Genomic DNA, 18,335 nt, shown 5'->3' with positions numbered 1-18,335 from the left:
GGCAAGTGAATAAGAGCGCCCGATAGTAGCAGATCAAGATGAATCTAGTGACCCCGGTGCTTCTATTGCCCCCACCAGGAAGGCGACTTACTCCCCTTTAATGCAGCCGCTTTCACCGGCGATGGCCCGCGCGACCCTGGAGTTGCTCTCTCGCCCCAGTGCTTGGGAAATAAAGTTGCCCGCTTTGGCGAGTCGCCCCAGGTCAATACCGGTGTGGATACCCAGTCCTTCGAGCATATACAGCACATCTTCGCTGGCCACATTGCCCGATGCGCCGCGCGCATAAGGGCAGCCGCCGAGACCGGCCACCGCGGAATCCACCACGCTCACACCCGCCTGCAGCGCCGCGTAAATGTTTGCCAGCGCCTGACCATAGGTATCGTGGAAGTGCACCGCGAGTTTTTCCAACGGGACTGCCTTGGCCGCGGTCTCGATCATGTGACGCGCTTTCTCAGGGGTGCCAACCCCAATGGTGTCGCCGAGGCTGATTTCGTAGCAGCCCATGTCCAGCAGGGCGCGGCTGACCTCGGCAACCTTTGCTGCGGGTATATCACCCTCGTAGGGGCAGCCCAGCACGCAGGACACATAGCCGCGCACCGGAATGCCATCCATGCGGGCTTGCTCGGCCAGCGGGCGGAAGCGCTCGAGGCTTTCTTCGATGGAGCAGTTGATGTTCTTGCGTGTGAAGCTCTCTGAGGCCGCTCCGAATACCGCAACCTCATCTGCCTGTGCTTCCCGGGCACGCTCGTAACCGACCATATTGGGGGTGAGCGCGCTGTAGGTAACGCCGGGGGCGCGCCGGATACCGGCAAGGACTTCCTCGCTGGCTGCCATTTGCGGCACCCATTTGGGGCTGACAAAGCTGCCGGACTCAATCACCTGCAGTCCGCTGTCGCTCAGCAGGTCGATCAGCTGCACGCGGGTCTCCACCGAAATCGGCTGCTTTTCATTTTGCAGTCCGTCGCGGGGGCCGACTTCCACAATTTTCACTTTGTCGGGCAGTGACATTGCCTTGAACCTCTCAATATTTTCTTTGCCGGTTAGGTCTCGGCAGCCTCGCTGCTGAAGTCGATCAGCAGACTGCCGCCATCCACCAGCTCACCGGTGGCACAGAAGAATTGCGTTACCGTGCCGTCTGCCGGCGCGCGCAATGTGTGCTCCATCTTCATCGCCTCCATCACCAGCAGCGGGTCACCCTGGGCGACCTGCGCCCCGGGCTCCACCAGCAGGGTGACGATGGTGCCGTTCATTGGCGCTTCCAGTCCGTGCGCTGCATCGGAACCTTCGCCGATATCCGGTGGCAGAATTTTAAAATCGACCTGCTCGCCGCTGACAAATACTGTGCCTTCGTCATCATGGGATACGCTGGAATAATTGACTCGACGCCCATCCAGTACCGCGACACCTTGCCCGTGCAATGCGGAAACGGTGCCACTCTGGTTGTCCACGGCCGCGCTGCAACGCCAGTGCAGGCTCTGCTCGCTGCCGGAAAATTGAATGTCGATTTCGCGTCCGTGTACTTCCACTTTCTGGCTGCGCCAGACGGTCAGGCCGTTGCGCCAGTTGTTGCCGCTATGCCACGGTGAATAGGCGTCGGCCCGGGGGGCAGAGCGGTGCTGGTCGCGAGTTTCGCGGTGGGCAAGAAATACGGCAATAGCGGCACACTGTTGTGAGCGCAGTTGCTGCTCCTGTTGCAGGATTTCCTGTTCGTGATCTTCAATAAAATGGGTGTTCACCCGGCCGTTCACAAACGCGGTGTGATTAATCACGCGGCGCAAAAACTCAATATTGTGCCGCAGGCCGGCGATCTGATAGTGCTGCAGGGCGCGATCGAGTTTTGCCAGCGCCTCGCGGCGATTGCTGCCGTGCACGATGAGCTTGGAGATCATCGGGTCATAGTGCACGCTGATCTCATCGCCGGTTTGCACCCCAGTATCCACGCGCACAGACTGGGTTTCTGGTGGCGGCTGGTGGCGCAACAGCTTGCCAGTGGCGGGCAGGAAGTCGTTATCCGGGTCTTCGGCATAAATACGCACTTCAAAGGCGTGGCCGACAATGTGCAGGTCATCCTGAGTAAGTGGCAGGGGATCGCCGGCTGCCACCGCGAGCTGCCACGCGACCAGGTCCTGACCGGTGATCATTTCAGTGACCGGGTGCTCTACCTGCAGACGGGTATTCATCTCCATGAAGTAGAAGGCGCCACCGGCATCCAGCAGGAATTCCACTGTACCGGCGCCGACATAGCCAATCGCATGTGCGGCGCGCAGCGCGGCCTCACCCATTTGCTTGCGGGTTTCGGCGGAGAGGCCGGGGGCCGGGGCTTCTTCCACTACTTTCTGGTGACGGCGCTGTACCGAGCAATCCCGTTCGAACAGGTAAACCCCTTTACCCTGTTTGTCGCAGAACACCTGGATCTCGACATGACGCGGATTCACCACGTAGCGCTCGATCAACATGATGTCATCATTGAAGGCATTCAATGATTCGCGCTTGGCTGCATCGAGGGCCGCATGGAAATCTTCGGGCTTGTCGACCCGGCGCATACCCTTGCCGCCGCCGCCAGCGGCTGCTTTCAGCAGGACGGGATAGCCGATGCGGTTGGCGTGGCCTTCGAGAATGCCCGGGTCCTGGCTTTGGCCGTGATAGCCGGGTACCAGCGGTACGTTGGCTTCTTCCATAATCCGTTTGGCGGCGGACTTGGAGCCCATGGCTTCGATGGCGCCAGCCGGTGGGCCGACGAAGATGATGCCGGCTTCTTCACAGGCACGGCAGAAGTGCGCATTCTCAGAGAGAAAGCCGTAGCCTGGATGAATGGCATCGGCGCCGGTGCGCTTGGCGGCGGCGAGGACTTTGTCGATATCCAGGTAGGATTCTTTGGCGGGCGCCGGGCCCAGGTGCACGGCTTCGTCGGCTTGCTGCACGTGCAGGGCATTGGCGTCTGCATCGGAATAGACCGCGACGGTGGCAACGCCCAGGCGGCGTGCGGTGCGGATAATGCGACAAGCAATTTCGCCGCGGTTGGCGATCAGCAGTTTGCGAATCATGGCTGGCTCTGTTTGGTTTTTCGCGCTCTTGGTGGAGCTCTGTTCCGGCTTGGTGGCGGCCGGTCACCGGGTCTGGGCTTTCAGGACCGCTGCGAGTACATCCATGTACGCTTCGGCGCCGCCATCCATGGCGACGACGATCCTGAAAGCACAGCCCCGATGCCCGGCCTTCAATGAAACCTCTGCGCTGCGTTAGCGCTTTGGTATTTGTTTAGTCTTCGCTGGTGTTCATCCAGCTGGGTGCGCGTTTTTCCAAGAACGCACTCAACCCTTCCTGACCTTCCGGGGAAACCCGCACAGCGGCAATCAGTGCACTGGTCTGGCCCTGCAGCTCCGAATTGATTACCCGGTTAGACATGGACATGGCCAGTTGTTTGGCCATGGTGACGGCATTGGGGCCGTTGTCGGTAATGCTGTTCACCAGTTTCTGTACGGTCAGGTCCAGGTCGCCCTCGGCTACCACTTCCGAAACCAGACCGATTTCCTGGGCACGGGCTGCGGAAAAGCGCTCGGCAGTGACGAAGTAACGGCGTGCCTGACGCGCGCCGATGGCGTTGATCACATAGGGGCTGATGGTGGCGGGCAGCAGGCCGATTTTTACTTCGCTCAGGCAGAAGCTGGCGCGTTCGGTGGCAATCGCGATATCGCAGCAGCTCACCAGTCCAACGGCACCGCCAAAGGCGGCACCCTGCACACGGGCGATGGTCGGTGCGGGGAACTGGTCGAGTTTGTGCAGCATGGCCGCGAGCGCCGCTGCGTCCTGACGGTTTTGCTCTTCGCTGTACTCCGCCATCCGCTTCATCCAGTTCAGGTCGGCGCCGGCGGAGAAGCTCTTGCCATTGGAGGCGAGAATCAGCGCGCGCACGCCGCCACTGTTGGCGAGCTTGTCGAAGGTCTCGCCCAGCTGGCGAATCAGGTCGTCGTCAAAGGTGTTGTGAATCTCGGGACGGTTGAGGGTTACCGTCGCGACGCCTTCACTATCGATTTCGCACAGCATTTTATCGCTCATGTTCTTTCCTTAATTCGTATAGGTAGAGGGTTGGCCGGTGTAGCCAACATTCTACATGCGGAAAACGCCGAACTTGGTTTCCTCGGGCTCTTTGTGGGTGGCCGCGGCCAAGCACAAACCCAATACCGTGCGGGTATCTTTGGGGTCGATCACACCGTCGTCCCATAAGCGCGCCGACGCGTAGTAGGGATGCCCCTGGTGTTCATAATCGTCGATGATCGGCTGCTTGAACTTGGCAATTTCTTCCTCGCTCCAGCTCTCGCCTTTTGCCGTCATCTGGTCGTTCTTGACCTGCGCCAGTACACCTGCCGCCTGCTCACCGCCCATCACGGAAATGCGCGCGTTGGGCCACATAAACAGGAAGTTGGGGTCGTAGGCGCGGCCGCACATGCCGTAGTTGCCGGCACCGAAAGAACCGCCGATCAAAATAGTGATCTTGGGTACCTTGGCGGTGGCCACCGCGGTCACCATCTTGGCGCCGTGCTTGGCGATGCCGCCGGCTTCATACTGCTTGCCCACCATAAAGCCGGTGATGTTCTGCAGGAATACCAGCGGAATGTTGCGCTGTGCACACAGCTCAATAAAGTGCGCGCCTTTTTGTGCGCTCTCCGCAAACAGGATGCCGTTGTTGGCGACGATGCCCACCGGGTAACCGTGAATACGCGCAAAGCCAGTTACCAGTGTGGTGCCGTACATTGCCTTGAATTCATCAAATTCAGAACCATCCACCACACGCGCAATAATCTCGCGCACATCAAACGGCTGGCGTGAATCCTTCGGCACAATCCCGTAAATATCTTCCGGCGGGTAAATCGGCTCGATCGGCTTCTTGATGTCCACGCCCGGATTCTTGACTCGGTTCAACCGAGCCACAGAGTTACGTGCGATCTGCAGCGCATGGGTGTCGTTGTTGGCGAAGTGATCGGAAACCCCGGACGTCTTACAGTGCACCTCGGCACCACCCAGCTCCTCCGCAGTCACTTCCTCACCGGTCGCGGCTTTCACCAGCGGCGGCCCCGCGAGGAAAATGGTGGCCTGTTCCTTCACCATAATGGACTCATCTGCCATGGCTGGAACGTAGGCTCCGCCGGCGGTGCAGCTACCCATCACCACTGCGATCTGCGGGATATTCTTTGCCGACAGGTTCGCCTGATTAAAGAAGATGCGCCCGAAATGTTCGCGATCCGGGAATACCTCATCCTGCCGCGGCAGGTTAGCGCCACCGGAATCCACTAGATAAATACACGGGAGATTGTTCTCGTCGGCAATGGCTTGCGCACGCAGGTGCTTCTTCACGGTAAGCGGATAATAGGTGCCGCCTTTTACCGTCGCATCGTTGGCCACAATCACACAGGGCTGGCCGGATACGGTGCCGATACCGGTCAGAATCCCCGCCGCCGGCACATCTTCACCGTATACATCGAAGGCGGCGAGCTGGGAGAATTCCAGGAAAGGGCTGCCGGGATCCAGCAGTGCATCGATACGATCACGCGGGAGCAGTTTGCCGCGCGATACGTGCTTCTCGCGCGCGCGCTCACTACCACCCTTGGCGATGGCTTCCAGTTTCTCCCGCAGGTCGTCGACGATGCTTTGCATCTGCTCACGGTTTTCCGCAAATGCGGGATCGCGGGAATTAATCTTGGTCTGAATCTGGTTCATAGAAATCATTTTGTTGGTTAGAACACAGAAATTACATGCGCAGGTACTGATGCCGGGACGGGTTTGCTGGACCTTCTAAAACAGGGATGTTTTAGAAGAGCCCCCATGGATGGGTTCACGGCATGTCCAGTGAACCCGTCCCGGCAGCAGTGCCGCCCCGAAACTACCTACGAAACTCAGCGAGTCTCGTTAAACAGCTCGCGCCCGATCAACATACGACGAATCTCAGAAGTACCCGCGCCAATCTCATACAACTTGGCATCGCGCAGCAGGCGGCCGGTGGCGTACTCGTTGATGTAGCCATTGCCGCCCAGGGTCTGGATCGCCTGCAGTGCCATCTGCGTGGCACGCTCCGCAGTAAACAGGATTACCGCCGCAGAATCCTTGCGCGAATCCTCACCGCGGTCACAAGCCTGTGCCACCGCATACAGATACGCACGGCTCGCATTCAGGTCCGCATACATATCCGCAATCTTGCCCTGCATCAGCTGGAACTCACCGATCGCCTTGCCGAACTGCTTGCGCTCGTGAATGTACGGCACAACGATATCCATGCACGCCTGCATAATGCCCACCGGGCCGCCAGACAGAATCGTGCGCTCGTAATCCAGGCCGCTCATCAGCACACGCACACCGCCGTTCAGCTGGCCCAGAATATTCTCTTCCGGTACTTCGCAATCCTCGAACACCAGCTCACAAGTATTGGAACCACGCATGCCCAGCTTGTCCAGCTTCTGCGCTTGGGAGAAACCTTTAAACCCACGCTCCACGATAAACGCCGTGATACCACCGGAGCTGATACCCGGCTCGGTGCGCGCATAGATCACATAGGTGTGCGCATCCGGCCCATTGGTGATCCACATCTTGTTGCCGTTCAGGATGAAACGGTCACCTTTCTTTTCCGCCTTCAACTGCAGGCTCACCACATCGGAACCCGAGTTTGGCTCACTCATGGCTAGCGCGCCGATATGCTCACCGGAACACAGCTTCGGCAGGTACTTGGCTTTTTGCTCCGGGGTACCATTCTTGCGGATCTGGTTTACACACAGGTTGGAATGCGCGCCGTAGGACAGGCCGACAGAGGCCGAGGCGCGCGAAATCTCTTCCATCGCCACCGCGTGGGCCAGGTAACCCATATTCGAGCCACCGTATTCTTCTTCGACGGTCATACCCAGCAGGCCGAGTTCACCAAACTTCTTCCACATATCCGCGGGGAACAGGTTGTCCTCGTCGATCTGTGCTGCGCGCGGGGCCAGTTCTGCCTGACAGAACTTGTAGACCATATCCCGCAGCATTTCGATGTCTTCACCGAGGCCGAAGTTGAGAGTTGGGTAAGGCGTATTCATGGGTTGCTCCGCGATGACTCAGTCAGAGTGGTATTAGGTTGAAATTAGTTACTGTGTTCTTGAAGAGCCGCCTGGGTGCGGGCGGTGGCTTCATCCAGCTGCGCGAGCACCTTCTCGATGTCGCGCTGCTGCTGGCGCAGCTGCTCGCGCTTGCTTTCGATGCGCTGCAGCAGGCGGTTGAGCTGTTCCACATTGCCGTGGGCCGGGTCGTACATATCGATGATTTCCCGGCTCTCATCCAGCGAGAACCCCAGGCGCTTGCCGCGCAGGATCAGCTTCAGGCGCACCCGGTCTTCCGGTGAGTACACCCGCGTCTGCCCGCGCCGCTCCGGGCTGATCAGCCCCTTATCTTCATAAAAGCGGATGGTGCGGGTGGTAATCCCGAACTCCTGGGCCAGCTCAGAAATGCTGTAGCTGTCGGCGCTATTGGTGGCGGTGGCGTTCATCTGGGGTCCTCTGATCTGCCCGAAGTCTAGTTGACGTTTACGTTAACGTAAACGTCAATCTGGGCCAGAATGTGACCGAAATGGGCTTTGGGGTTTTGAGAGTTCGCAGGTGAAGATGAATAGTGTGTCAGCGTGTCGGGAGCGCGGGGCCTGCAGCGGAGGCAACGCTTGCGCCGAAAGCGGGAATTTTTTGTAAGGTTTCCGTCCCGCTGGGTACAGTAGCCCGTAGCAACTGCTGCCAGTGATGGCTCAGCGGCCCATTTCAACGGATAGATAACGATAACTTGGACACTCGGGAACAAATCTTTCAGCAGCTGGTGGACGAATGCGGCGGCGGTATCGCCCGTGTCGCAGGCAGCTACGTGCGAAACCGGTCAGAGCAGGAAGATCTCGTGCAAGAAATCTGGATGGCCATCTGGCGGGCACTGCCGAATTTCCGCGGCGACTCGAGCCTGCGCACCTTTGTCTACCGCATTGCCCACAACCGCAGCGTGACCCAGTTGGTGCGACGACGTGACACGGGCGACAGCGACCTGCTGGAAAGTGTGTGTGATGAGCGGCCGGGACCGGAAGGCAGCCTGATACGAGAGCGGGACGCCGAGCGGCTGATGCGCGCGGTGGCCCAGCTACCCCTGGGCATGCGCCAGGTACTGAGCCTGCGCTTTGAGGGACTCAGCTACAGCGAGATATCCGAAGTGTTGGGTATCAGTGAGTCCAATGTGGCGGTGCGCCTGAATCGTGCCCGCGAGCGCTTGAATACAAAATTGGGTAAGACGGTATGAATGGCGACGCAGACAACAAGCTGACAAACGATACGGCAGAAAATGACGAACTGCAGGCTCTCGCGGAAGTGTGGCAGCAAGTGACGATTGCGCCGACGGTGCCGGACGCTATTCGCAACAGGATTCGTCGCGAGGAGCGGAAGATGCGCTTGCACGCGCTGCTCGAATGGGGTGCCGCAATAGTGGTCGGGTTTTTCGGGATTTACCTGATGCTGGCCAGTGAGGTGCGCGACGCACCGTGGCGTGCGCTGCTGGTACTGGTGTTGTTGGTCGGGGCAATGGCGTTCTCGGTCTCCAATCGTCGAGGCCTGTCGGCGCCGCTGGAGGAAACCACGCAGGCGTATCTGGAACGCGCGCGGCTGCGGCTGGTGCGCAAGCGTCGCACCCTACAATTCGCATGGCTGCTGTTTGTCGCCGAGCTGGTGATTCTTGCGCTGTGGCAGTGGCTGTCGCAATTTGGTTGGCTGGAGCCCATCTTCGGGCAAAACAGTGCCGCCAGCATCGGACTACTCGGTGTGTTTACCCTGGCGATGGCCGTATGGAGCCTGTGCTATTGGCGCCGTATACAGCGCAGCGCAAAGCAGATTGATCGCTGGCAACGAGAAAATATTGCAACGAATGAAAAATAAGAAAAATAAATTGTAAGAAAGTCCTGTTCGCCGGTACTACCGCAAGCGTCGATCGAACAACCTGATTCAATTTTCCATCAGATATAGAGACCTTGCTTATGTTGTCGAACCTTGAACAAAAAGCCCAGGATTTTTTCGCGCTGCTGGCGGGACTGGACCCAGTGCAGACTGCGATCTTTGTGGTGTTTTTCTTTGCAGTGTGGTTTTTGCCGAGCCTGCTGGCGATTTTTTTCAATCGCAAGCATTTGGGGAAAATCTTTCTCGCCAATGTGCCCGCAGGACTATCGTGGATTGCCTGGGTGGCGTTACTGGTGTGGGCGGTGACGGGAAAGCTCAGCGGCAAGCTGGCGAAGAAGTACGAGTCCCAGCAGGCAGCCGCTAGTTAACGTTTGCAGGCTAAGGCTAAGGCATAAGTAGAAAGACCTTCGCTCATGCGCAGATGAGCACTGCGTACAAGCGAAGGTCGGCGGCAGGCTAATTACTGATTGCTGGGCAACATTTCTGTGGCCAGGTAATCGCGGTAATAGGCGCTCGCCAGCAGTTGCTTGGCCTCTTCGATGTCCGGCGCGAAGTAGCGGTCCTTGTCATAGAAAGGTACGCGCTCGCGCAGAGCGGCCTTGGCATTTTCCAGCTTGTCGGTGGTTTTTAGTGGCGCGCGGAAGTCGAGGCCCTGACAAGCGGCCAGCAATTCCACCGCGAGAATCCCGCAAGTGTTGTCGGCCATGTCGCGCAGGCGACGACCGGCGAAGGTGGCCATGGAAACATGGTCTTCCTGGTTGGCGGAGGTGGGCAGTGAATCGACGCTCGCCGGGTGGGCGAAGGTTTTGTTTTCACTGGCCAGCGCTGCAGAGGTCACCTGGGCAATCATAAAGCCGGAGTTCACCCCGCCGTTGTCCACCAGGAAAGGTGGCAAGCCGGACAGGTTGGAATCAATCAGCAGCGCCATGCGACGTTCGGACAGAGAGCCGATTTCGGCAATGGCCAGGGCCAAATTGTCGGCAACCATGGCCACCGGCTCCGCGTGGAAGTTACCACCGGAAATGATGTCGGAGTTTTCCGGGTTTTCCTCGTCGGTAAACACTAGCGGGTTATCGGAAACACCGTTGGCTTCCGCCAGCAATACCTCGGCGGCAAAGCGGATTTGCTGCAGGCAGGCGCCCATTACCTGTGGCTGGCAGCGCAGGGAATAGGGGTCCTGTACCTTTTCACAGTTTTCATGGGAGTCGCCAATATCACTGGCCGTGCCGAGCAGGTCGCGGTAGCTGGCGGCGACGTCGCGCTGGGCAACCTGTCCGCGCGCTGCGTGAATGCGGTCGTCGAACGGGCGGCGTGAGCCCTTGGCCGCTTCCAGGGTCAGTGCACCGGTTACCACCGCGCCGGCAAACAGGTCCTCCGCGGCAAACATGCCTTCCAGTGCGAAGGCAGTGGAGGCCTGGGTACCGTTCAGCAGTGCCAATCCTTCCTTCGGCGCCAGTACCAGCGGCGTCATGCCGGCAAAGTTCAGGCCTTCGGCGGCGGACTTGCGTTCGCCATTGATAAAGCACTCACCTTCACCAAGCAGCACCACGCTCATATGTGACAGCGGCGCCAGGTCACCGGAGGCGCCCACGGAACCCTTTTCCGGGATCGCCGGGTAAACGCCGGCGTTAACCAGCTTGATCAGTGCCTCGATCACTTCCAGGCGGATGCCGGAGAAACCACGCGCGAGGGAGTTGATCTTCAATACCATCAGCAGGCGCACGGTATTGGCATCCATAAAGTTGCCGGTACCGGCTGCGTGCGACAGGACGATGGCGCGCTGCAGGGTTTCCAGGTCTTTCTTTTCGATGCGGGTGTTAGCCAGCAGGCCAAAACCGGTATTGATTCCGTATACGGTGCGGCCCTGTTCGATCACATCCGCCACGGTTTTTGCTGAGGCCTTGATGGCTGCGTGGGCGTCTTTGTGTAGCGACAGCTGCACCGGTTCCCGTGCAACGCGGCGCAGTTGTTCCAGGCTCAATTGGCCCGGGATAATTTCCAGTTGATACATAATCTTTTTACCGCAAATTTCTTCGCAAAATTTTTTAGTCTTTGAGCATCGGCAGGTCGAGACCCTGCTCCTGTGCGCAGTTCTTGGCGATGTCATAGCCCGCATCGGCGTGGCGCATAACACCGGTGGCCGGGTCATTCCACAGCACGCGTTCGATGCGTCTCCGCGCGGCTTCGGTGCCGTCACACACAATCACCACACCGGAGTGCTGGGAGAAGCCCATGCCCACACCACCACCGTGGTGCAGGCTGACCCAGGTGGCGCCGCTGGCGGTATTTAGCAGTGCGTTCAGCAGGGGCCAGTCGGAGACGGCGTCGCTGCCGTCCAGCATGGATTCGGTTTCGCGGTTGGGGCTGGCAACGGAGCCGCTGTCCAGGTGATCGCGACCGATCACCACCGGTGCTTCCAGTTCGCCGTTGGCCACCATTTCGTTGAAGGCGAGTGCCAGGCGCGCGCGGTCTTTCAGGCCTACCCAGCAGATACGTGCTGGCAGTCCCTGGAACTGAATGCGCTCGCGCGCCATATCCAGCCAGTTGTGCAGCTGCGGATTGTCCGGAATCAGTTCCTTTACCTTGGCGTCGGTTTTGTAAATATCTTCCGGGTTGCCGGACAGGGCTGCCCAGCGGAACGGGCCGATACCTTCACAGAACAGCGGGCGGATATAGGCGGGTACAAAGCCCGGGAAGTCGAAGGCATTTTCCACACCTACTTCGAAGGCCATCTGGCGGATGTTGTTGCCGTAGTCGAGAGTGGCCGAGCCGCGTTCCTGTAGAGCGAGCATGGCTTCGACCTGAATGCCCATGGATTCTTTCGCAGCCTTTACCACGGCTGCTTCGTCTTTCTGACGCATCTCAGCGGCGTGTTCCATGCTCCAGCCTTTCGGCAGGTAGCCGTTCAGCGGGTCGTGGGCAGAGGTCTGGTCGGTAACACAGTCGGGAAGGATGCCGCGCTCGACAATTTCCGGGAAAACGTCGGCGGCGTTGCCAAGCAGGCCCACGGAAATGGCTTCGCCTTTTTCCATGGCGTCGTTGATCATTGCCAGGGCTTGGTCGAGGCTGGTGGCTTTTTTATCCACATAGCCGGTGCGCAGGCGGAAGTCGATGCGGGTTTCGTCGCACTCGACGGCGATCATACAGAAGCCGGCCATAGTGGCGGCGAGTGGCTGGGCACCGCCCATGCCGCCGAGTCCACCGGTGAGAATCCATTTGCCTCTTGCCCCGCTTCCGCTTGTAGCTCCGCCATCGAAATGTTTGCGTGCTACCGCGGCGAAAGTTTCGTAGGTGCCCTGAACGATGCCCTGGGAACCAATGTAGATCCACGAGCCGGCGGTCATCTGGCCGTACATGGCAAGGCCTTTTTTATCCAGCTCGTTGAAGTGTTCCCAGTTGGCCCAGTGGGGTACTAGGTTGGAGTTGGCGATCAGTACGCGGGGAGCGTCGGCATGGGTTTTGAATACGCCGACGGGTTTGCCGGATTGCACCAGCAGGGTTTCGTCGTCTTCGAGGCGTTGCAGCACTTCGACGATTTTGTCGTAGCACTCCCAGTCGCGTGCGGCGCGGCCGATACCGCCGTACACGACAAGGTCTTCCGGGCGTTCGGCTACGTCGGGGTGGAGGTTGTTCATCAGCATGCGCAGCGGGGCTTCGGTAAGCCAGCTTTTTGCATTTAGTTTGGTGCCGGTGGGTGCGGCAATCTTGCGGCTAGGGTCGTGACGTTTGTCGGTCATGGTTGCCTCGTCTGTTCCAAATTCTGTGGATAGTTTGAATTGGATTTTCTTGGGGCTTTTGGCCCCGGGGTTCATTTGTGTGTCTTGTGGCGGCAGGCCACCGGGTAAGAGTTTTCAGGACCAGGCTAGGCGCCCCCCTGCGAACCCATCCCTGGGTGTTTCGGCGCAAACTTCCTGTTTGCGACGATCCTGAAAACCTCCCCCCGGCACCTCGCCTTCAATTTGTATTTCTGTAGTTTTTTACCTGACTATCAAAACCTCAGCTGTGCGCCGAGCCGGTATCGATTACCCGGGTGTACCAGCCGCGCAAAACTCACAGTGCCCGCACGGCTCATGGTGCGCCGCCAGATCTGCAGGCAGGCGCTTCCACTATCGATTTCCAGCGCCTCTGCGACAGTGCCGTCCGCGCCAATGGCTTCCACCGTGGTATCGGCTTCGGTCAACGGGGCCACGCGGGTCAGGTATTCGTTTGGTGTGGCCGCACTGAAGTCCTGTTGCAGGTATTCCGGCACCAGTGTGGGGTTGGTATAGCGTTCCTCGAACTGGATTGGCAGGCCGTTATCCAGATGCACGATGATCGAGTGATACACCGCCGCGCCTTCGGCGAGACCCAGAGCAACGGCCACTTCGTTACTGGCGGTGGTCTGTTCCAATTTAAGGATGCGATTACCGTAGCTATGACCACGTGCGGCAACTTCGTCGGCGATATTGCGGACTTCCAACAGAGAACCGGCCGGTACCGGTTCGGCCACGAAGGTACCGAGGCCCTGGGAGCGCATGAGTACGCCTTCGTCGGTGAGCTCTGACAGGGCGCGTCGGGCGGTCATGCGGCTGACGTTGAAGTCTTGGGCGAGCTGGTTCTCCGAGGGCACACGAAAGTGGGCCGGCCACTCACCGGATTCGATCTGCGCGCGGATGTGCGCTTTGATCGCCGCATAGCGCGGTTGGCTGCTGGCCCCGGTGGTCGTGCTGGAAATCTGACTGCTCATACTTGTGTGGTCTTTGCCTGCTCGGGTAAAGTGGCTACCATCTTGTACATTCTTGTATATACAAGTCTAGTTGGAGCCAACTATGAATTTGGTGAGGCTGGCTGTCAATAGTTGGCGGTCTTCCCTAATCGGGTTCATGCCAATAAGGCTTGAATCGAAGGCCGGGTGCTGGGTGTGGGGTTTCAGGATCGTCGTCGCCATGGATGGCGGCGCCGAAGCGTACATGGATGTACTCGCAGCGGTCCTGAAACCCCACACCCAGTGACCGGGCCCACGAGGTCTCGTTGGGCCTGTGAGAATCCGCGCCAAATCCCCCCAAACAGGGCTATGGTTACAAATAACGCCAATTCAGTGAGCGACTATGACCGAACGCTGTGATCTGCTGATTACCAATGTCCATGCGGCCACGATGGATCCGTCTCTGCCCGGCGCCTACGGCGCGGTGGAAGACGCTGCGGTGGCGGTGACGGGCAACAAAATTGTCTGGATCGGCCCGCGCCGGGAGCTGCCGGAAACGACGGCGGATCTGGTGATTGATGGCGAGGGGCAGTGGTTGACCCCAGGGCTAATCGACTGCCATACCCACCTGGTTTACGGCGGCCACCGCGCCAGTGAATTCGCCCGGCGTTTGGGTGGCGAAAGCTACGAAGAGGTCGCCCGCGCGGGCGGCGGCATCCTGTCCACCGTGCGCGCTACCCGCGCCGCGAGTGCCGAAGAGCTGTATCACGCCGCCGAACCGCGCCTGAAAGCCCTGATGCGCGAAGGGGTCACCACCATCGAAATCAAATCCGGTTATGGCCTCGACCTCGACAATGAATTGAAGCAACTGCGCGTGGCACGCCGCCTCGCCCAGCACTACCCGGTGAACGTCCTCACCACCTGCCTCGCCGCCCACGCCCTGCCACCGGAATACGATGGCCGCGCCGACGAATACATCGACCTGGTATGCAACGAAATTTTGCCTGCGGTCGCGCGGGAACAGTTGGCCGACGCGGTGGACATGTTTTGTGAAAACATCGCCTTCTCGGTGGAACAGTGCCAGCGGGTAATCAGCGCGGCACGCAAACTCGATTTGCCGGTCAAGGTACACGCGGAGCAGCTCGCCTCCACCGGCGCCACCAAGATGGCAGCCAGTGCAGGCGCGTTGTCGGTGGAGCATATTGAATACATCACCGACGAAGATGTCGCGGCGATGGCGGAGAGCGGTACCGCTGCGGTATTGCTGCCCGGTGCGTTTTACACGCTGAAGGAAACCCGCCTACCACCGGTGGATAAGCTGCGCGCCGCCGGTGTACCCATGGCGATTTCCACCGATTTGAATCCGGGCAGCTGCCCGATCGCCTCGCTGCGCCTGATGATGAATATGGGCTGCAACCTGTTCGGCCTGACCCCAGCGGAAGCGCTCGCCGGCGTGACGCGCTCCGCGGCGCGCGCGCTGGGGATTTGTTGCTCGCGGGGTGTGTTGCGCCCGGGACTGCGCGCGGATATGGCACTGTGGCCGATGGACACGCCGGACCAGCTTGCCTATGAGGTGGGTGCGCTGAAACCCGCAGAAATGTTTTTAGGGGGACATCATGTTACAGCTGGCTGATATGCGCCTGTGGAGTGGCCGCGTCGATAGTGAAGACGGCAAAGCAGGCAAGCGCTGGCATCAGGACATAGTGCCGCTGCATCTGGATAGCCCGCCGGGATTCTCGATTCTGGGCTTTGCCAGTGACGAAGGCGTACGCCGTAACAAGGGGCGGATCGGTGCCGCCAAGGGCCCGCGTATCCTGCGCCTGGCGCTGGCCAATCTGCCCAAGACCTTCGGCGCGCCCCTTTACGATGCGGGCAACGTGCGCGTGGAAAAAGACGATCTGGAATCGGGGCAGGCGATGCTCGGCGCGCGCATTACCGAGCTGATGAGTGCTGGGCACTTTCCCATGGTGCTCGGCGGTGGCCACGAGATTGCCTACGGCAGTTACCAGGGTATCGCGCGCTGGATGCGCGAGCAGCACCGGGACAAAACCTTGGGTATTATCAACTTCGACGCCCACCTGGATATCCGGCTACCTGCGCCGCAGGGTTCATCGGGTACCCCGTTTTACCAGATCGCGGAACAGTGCGATCTGAATGGCCGACCATTTAATTATCTCTGCGTGGGTGCTGCGGCGACCGCCAATACTCCGGCGCTGTATCAGCGTGCGGAAGAGCTGGGCGCGCAGGTCATCTCCGATCGAGAGATCGTGCCCTGGCGCATCGAGCTGGTTCAGCGCCAGATCGCTGACTTTATCGACCGCGTGGATTTCGTGTACCTGACCATCGACCTGGACTTCCTGCCCGCGGCGACCATGCCCGCAGTGAGTGCGCCCGCTGGCCGCGGTGTGGCCTTCGAGTTGTTCGAGCCGCTGCTGGATACGGTGCTGGAATCGAAAAAGGTCTGTCTGGCGGATATCGCCGAATTTAACCCCTACTTCGATATTGAAGATCACGCGGCGCGCACTGCCGCGCGGGTAGTGTTTCAGATTGCCAATGGCATCAAGGGCTGACGCTCGCCGCCCGCGGTAGCGTCACGGCGACTGCCGCTCCGGTGGCGAGGGCGGCGCCGGCTCTTCCACCGGCAATTGCCGCGGAGGCCGCCGTGCATCCAGATAGCGCTTGATATACGGTTTGTGGGTGTAAATGACATCTTCCGGCAGGCGATGCAGGTCAAAGAAGCGGTAGCCGTAGATTTCGCCGTCGCGGATTGCCACCTGCTTGTCTTTCAGGCGCCCGCGAACCGCAATATTGATAATGCCCGAGCGCGGCACCTTGTCGACCTCGAGCACCTCGAAATCGTCGATCTTGATATCCAGCTCTTCACGCAGTTCCCGTCGCGCCGATTCCTCAAACGACTCATTGCGCTCCACCCAGCCGCCAGGCAGCGACCACTTGTCCTGATAGGTGTGGCGCACCAGCAGCAGTTGATTGTTGCGCTCGACGAAATACACCATCCCCACCACAAACTTGTCTGTCAGGGCGTAGGAAATATTCCAGCGGATCTTGGGGGGGAGCTTGCGGTACAGCTCATACTTCAATCCCGGAAAAGCCACGAATACCCCTGCCGCCAGTACCGCGAGTACCAGCAGAAAGAGGAAGCTTTTTAACAGGAAAGATCGCATGGGTCCGGTACGGCTTGTCTCGCGGTCATTAATGGCGCACAACCAGGCCCCAGGGCCAGCGGGTTAGGGTGGCCATGCAGCCGAGTGCATTGTGGGTAAAGTGTATCCGACTGTGGCGGCATCTTTCGAGCGCTAGTTTATGTGCACATTTTAGGTGCATACGCGGGGGCGGAAAGTTATTCCGGCTAAACTGCACTTTATCCCGGGTATAGGGTCAGACAAAAAACACGCCCGTGAGTTTCCATCGCCGGTATGCGGTTGCCACAATAAGGAATACAAGATGTCGCTCTCACCGTTTGTTTCACGCTCACTGAAGAGCCTGCTTGCCGCTACCGGGGTTATCCTGAGCGGCATGGCCCACGCGGATTCTGGCGCGAAAATTAGCGCCGATCAGCTTGAGGCCGCGGTGGTGGCAGCGATCCAGCCCGTGGTGGAAAAATACCGTGTGCCAGGCATGTCGCTGGCCCTTACCATCGATGGCGAACCGCATTTTTTCAATCTGGGTGAGACGGCCCTGGAAGACGGTGAGCCGGTAACCGAACACACCCTGTTCGAAGTGGGCTCGGTCAGCAAGACATTCACTGCCACCCTGGCGGCGTATGCAGAAGTCAAAGGCGCGCTGGATTTTGCCAAGCCGGTGAGTGCTTACCTGCCGCCGCTGCGTGGCAGTGCCATGGACCGGGTATCGGTACTCAATCTCGCGACCCACACCGCGGGGCACTTCCCGCTACAGGTTCCGTCCGCGGTGCAGGACGAAGACCAGTTGCTCAGTTATTTTCGCGACTGGCAACCGCAGTACACTCCCGGTAGCAAGCGTACGTATTCCAACCCAAGCAGTGGCCTGTTGGGCCTGGTTGCCGCACGCAGCCTGAATCAGCCGTTTGCCGTGGCAATGGATAAATATATTTTTCGAGGCCTGGGATTATCTGAAACCTACGTGCAGGTCCCCGCCGAGAAAATGGCGAATTACGCCGAGGGGCATAACCGGCAGCACGAGCCGGTGCGGGTAAACATGGGGCTGCTGGCTGAGGAGGCCTATGGTGTACGCGCCAGCGCTGCAGACTTGACCCGCTATATTGCTGCTCAGATGCAACTGGTGAAGGTCGATGAGGACCTGCAGCAGGCGCTGGAGAAAACCCGCACCGGTTATTTCAGCACCAAGTATTACGTGCAGGATATGGTGTGGGAGCAATACGCGCTGCCACTGGCGCGAACCCGGTTGCTCGCCGGTAACGACTGGAAGAATATCAGTGGAGACCGGCCGGTGGATGCAATCCACCCCCCCATGGCGCCACAGCACAATGTACTGATCAATAAGACCGGCTCCACCGGAGGCTTTTCCACCTATGTCGCATTTATACCTCAGCAGCGGTTTGGTTTTGTGATGCTGGCGAATAAGTACTTTCCCAACCAGGCGCGTGTCGAAATGTTGTATGCGCTGTTGCAGTCACTGCTTCCCGAAGTCGTGGCCGCACCTGCTGAAGCCACAGAATGATCGGTAGCGCGTGAGTGTGCGGTCGGCGCTGCCGCGGATTG

16 protein-coding genes are annotated in these 18,335 nt (G+C 59.3%); 6 read left to right on the top strand and 10 right to left on the bottom strand.

All coding sequences use genetic code 11. From position 1 onward, the window contains the following. Positions 1-87: 87 nt before the first annotated feature. The 6 genes from AS89_RS0109710 to AS89_RS0109685 all read right to left on the bottom strand — a co-directional run bounded on the left by AS89_RS0109710 (position 88) and on the right by AS89_RS0109685 (position 7,504). Positions 88-1,008 carry a hydroxymethylglutaryl-CoA lyase gene (locus AS89_RS0109710; protein ID WP_010132381.1) on the bottom strand — a complete coding sequence of 307 codons (921 nt, stop codon included), beginning with the start codon at positions 1,006-1,008 and terminating at the stop codon, positions 88-90. Between the two features lie 32 nt (positions 1,009-1,040). Next, a complete protein-coding gene (locus AS89_RS0109705) occupies positions 1,041-3,044 on the bottom strand; it encodes an acetyl/propionyl/methylcrotonyl-CoA carboxylase subunit alpha (RefSeq protein ID WP_010132380.1) in 2,004 nt (667 codons plus the stop codon). Between the two features lie 211 nt (positions 3,045-3,255). Continuing rightward, positions 3,256-4,053, bottom strand: a complete 798-nt coding sequence (locus AS89_RS0109700; protein ID WP_010132379.1) for an enoyl-CoA hydratase/isomerase family protein — start codon at positions 4,051-4,053, stop codon at positions 3,256-3,258. A 51-nt stretch (positions 4,054-4,104) separates the two neighbouring features. Further along, positions 4,105-5,712 (bottom strand): carboxyl transferase domain-containing protein, encoded by a 1,608-nt coding sequence (locus AS89_RS0109695; protein ID WP_010132378.1) that lies wholly within the window; start codon positions 5,710-5,712, stop codon positions 4,105-4,107. Positions 5,713-5,888: 176 nt separating this feature from the next. Beyond that, a complete protein-coding gene (locus AS89_RS0109690) occupies positions 5,889-7,058 on the bottom strand; it encodes an isovaleryl-CoA dehydrogenase (protein WP_010132377.1) in 1,170 nt (389 codons plus the stop codon). 44 nt (positions 7,059-7,102) lie between these two features. After that, on the bottom strand, positions 7,103-7,504 hold the full coding sequence (locus AS89_RS0109685; protein ID WP_010132376.1) for a MerR family transcriptional regulator: 402 nt from the start codon (positions 7,502-7,504) through the stop codon (positions 7,103-7,105). Between the two features lie 284 nt (positions 7,505-7,788). Here AS89_RS0109685 and AS89_RS0109680 point away from each other — a divergent pair, with 284 nt between their 5' ends. The 3 genes from AS89_RS0109680 (at position 7,789) to AS89_RS0109670 (ending at position 9,301) form a co-directional block, all read left to right on the top strand. Further along, positions 7,789-8,286, top strand: a complete 498-nt coding sequence (locus AS89_RS0109680) for an RNA polymerase sigma factor (RefSeq protein ID WP_010132375.1) — start codon at positions 7,789-7,791, stop codon at positions 8,284-8,286. Continuing rightward, positions 8,283-8,915 (top strand): hypothetical protein, encoded by a 633-nt coding sequence (locus AS89_RS0109675; RefSeq protein ID WP_010132373.1) that lies wholly within the window; start codon positions 8,283-8,285, stop codon positions 8,913-8,915. The genes AS89_RS0109680 and AS89_RS0109675 overlap by 4 nt, the downstream gene beginning before the upstream one ends. A gap of 98 nt (positions 8,916-9,013) precedes the next feature. Continuing rightward, positions 9,014-9,301, top strand: a complete 288-nt coding sequence (locus tag AS89_RS0109670; protein ID WP_010132372.1) for a superinfection immunity protein — start codon at positions 9,014-9,016, stop codon at positions 9,299-9,301. Between the two features lie 92 nt (positions 9,302-9,393). Here AS89_RS0109670 and hutH read toward each other — a convergent pair whose 3' ends face one another. The 3 genes from hutH to hutC all read right to left on the bottom strand — a co-directional run bounded on the left by hutH (position 9,394) and on the right by hutC (position 13,659). Then, entirely contained in the window at positions 9,394-10,944 is a 1,551-nt protein-coding gene (gene hutH / locus AS89_RS0109665) for a histidine ammonia-lyase (RefSeq protein WP_010132370.1), read from the bottom strand. Positions 10,945-10,978: 34 nt separating this feature from the next. Further along, positions 10,979-12,670 carry a urocanate hydratase gene (gene hutU / locus AS89_RS0109660; protein ID WP_010132369.1) on the bottom strand — a complete coding sequence of 564 codons (1,692 nt, stop codon included), beginning with the start codon at positions 12,668-12,670 and terminating at the stop codon, positions 10,979-10,981. A 251-nt stretch (positions 12,671-12,921) separates the two neighbouring features. Further along, positions 12,922-13,659: a histidine utilization repressor gene (gene hutC / locus AS89_RS0109655; protein WP_010132368.1), complete on the bottom strand. Its 738-nt coding sequence runs from the start codon at positions 13,657-13,659 to the stop codon at positions 12,922-12,924. 361 nt (positions 13,660-14,020) lie between these two features. Here hutC and hutI point away from each other — a divergent pair, with 361 nt between their 5' ends. Then, positions 14,021-15,250 carry an imidazolonepropionase gene (hutI, locus tag AS89_RS0109645; RefSeq protein ID WP_010132366.1) on the top strand — a complete coding sequence of 410 codons (1,230 nt, stop codon included), beginning with the start codon at positions 14,021-14,023 and terminating at the stop codon, positions 15,248-15,250. After that, positions 15,234-16,187 carry a formimidoylglutamase gene (gene hutG, locus AS89_RS0109640; RefSeq protein ID WP_010132365.1) on the top strand — a complete coding sequence of 318 codons (954 nt, stop codon included), beginning with the start codon at positions 15,234-15,236 and terminating at the stop codon, positions 16,185-16,187. The genes hutI and hutG overlap by 17 nt, the downstream gene beginning before the upstream one ends. A 21-nt stretch (positions 16,188-16,208) precedes the next feature. On the opposite strand, the gene AS89_RS18200 is transcribed toward hutG, so the two are convergent. Then, positions 16,209-16,799, bottom strand: a complete 591-nt coding sequence (locus AS89_RS18200; RefSeq protein WP_010132364.1) for an NUDIX hydrolase — start codon at positions 16,797-16,799, stop codon at positions 16,209-16,211. A gap of 280 nt (positions 16,800-17,079) precedes the next feature. Between AS89_RS18200 and ampC the strand changes: the two genes are divergently transcribed. Then, positions 17,080-18,294 (top strand): class C beta-lactamase, encoded by a 1,215-nt coding sequence (gene ampC / locus AS89_RS0109630; protein WP_010132362.1) that lies wholly within the window; start codon positions 17,080-17,082, stop codon positions 18,292-18,294. The last annotated feature ends 41 nt before the right edge of the window (positions 18,295-18,335 follow it).

The organism is Microbulbifer agarilyticus S89 (assembly GCF_000220505.1).
GTDB classification, from domain to species: Bacteria; Pseudomonadota; Gammaproteobacteria; order Pseudomonadales; family Cellvibrionaceae; genus Microbulbifer; species Microbulbifer agarilyticus_B.
This window is presented reverse-complemented; position numbering and strand designations above follow the sequence as displayed.

Bases quoted from the DNA above. Each gene is read 5' to 3' on its own strand.
- AS89_RS0109710 (WP_010132381.1), bottom strand. From the start codon at position 1,008: ATGTCACTGCCCGACAAAGTGAAAATTGTGGAAGTCGGCCCCCGCGAC.
- AS89_RS0109705 (WP_010132380.1), bottom strand. From the start codon at position 3,044: ATGATTCGCAAACTGCTGATCGCCAACCGCGGCGAAATTGCTTGTCGC.
- AS89_RS0109700 (WP_010132379.1), bottom strand. From the start codon at position 4,053: ATGAGCGATAAAATGCTGTGCGAAATCGATAGTGAAGGCGTCGCGACG.
- AS89_RS0109695 (WP_010132378.1), bottom strand. From the start codon at position 5,712: ATGAACCAGATTCAGACCAAGATTAATTCCCGCGATCCCGCATTTGCG.
- AS89_RS0109690 (WP_010132377.1), bottom strand. From the start codon at position 7,058: ATGAATACGCCTTACCCAACTCTCAACTTCGGCCTCGGTGAAGACATC.
- AS89_RS0109685 (WP_010132376.1), bottom strand. From the start codon at position 7,504: ATGAACGCCACCGCCACCAATAGCGCCGACAGCTACAGCATTTCTGAG.
- AS89_RS0109675 (WP_010132373.1), top strand. From the start codon at position 8,283: ATGAATGGCGACGCAGACAACAAGCTGACAAACGATACGGCAGAAAAT.
- AS89_RS0109670 (WP_010132372.1), top strand. From the start codon at position 9,014: ATGTTGTCGAACCTTGAACAAAAAGCCCAGGATTTTTTCGCGCTGCTG.
- hutH (WP_010132370.1), bottom strand. From the start codon at position 10,944: ATGTATCAACTGGAAATTATCCCGGGCCAATTGAGCCTGGAACAACTG.
- hutU (WP_010132369.1), bottom strand. From the start codon at position 12,670: ATGACCGACAAACGTCACGACCCTAGCCGCAAGATTGCCGCACCCACC.
- hutC (WP_010132368.1), bottom strand. From the start codon at position 13,659: ATGAGCAGTCAGATTTCCAGCACGACCACCGGGGCCAGCAGCCAACCG.
- hutI (WP_010132366.1), top strand. From the start codon at position 14,021: ATGACCGAACGCTGTGATCTGCTGATTACCAATGTCCATGCGGCCACG.
- hutG (WP_010132365.1), top strand. From the start codon at position 15,234: ATGTTACAGCTGGCTGATATGCGCCTGTGGAGTGGCCGCGTCGATAGT.
- AS89_RS18200 (WP_010132364.1), bottom strand. From the start codon at position 16,799: ATGCGATCTTTCCTGTTAAAAAGCTTCCTCTTTCTGCTGGTACTCGCG.
- ampC (WP_010132362.1), top strand. From the start codon at position 17,080: ATGTCGCTCTCACCGTTTGTTTCACGCTCACTGAAGAGCCTGCTTGCC.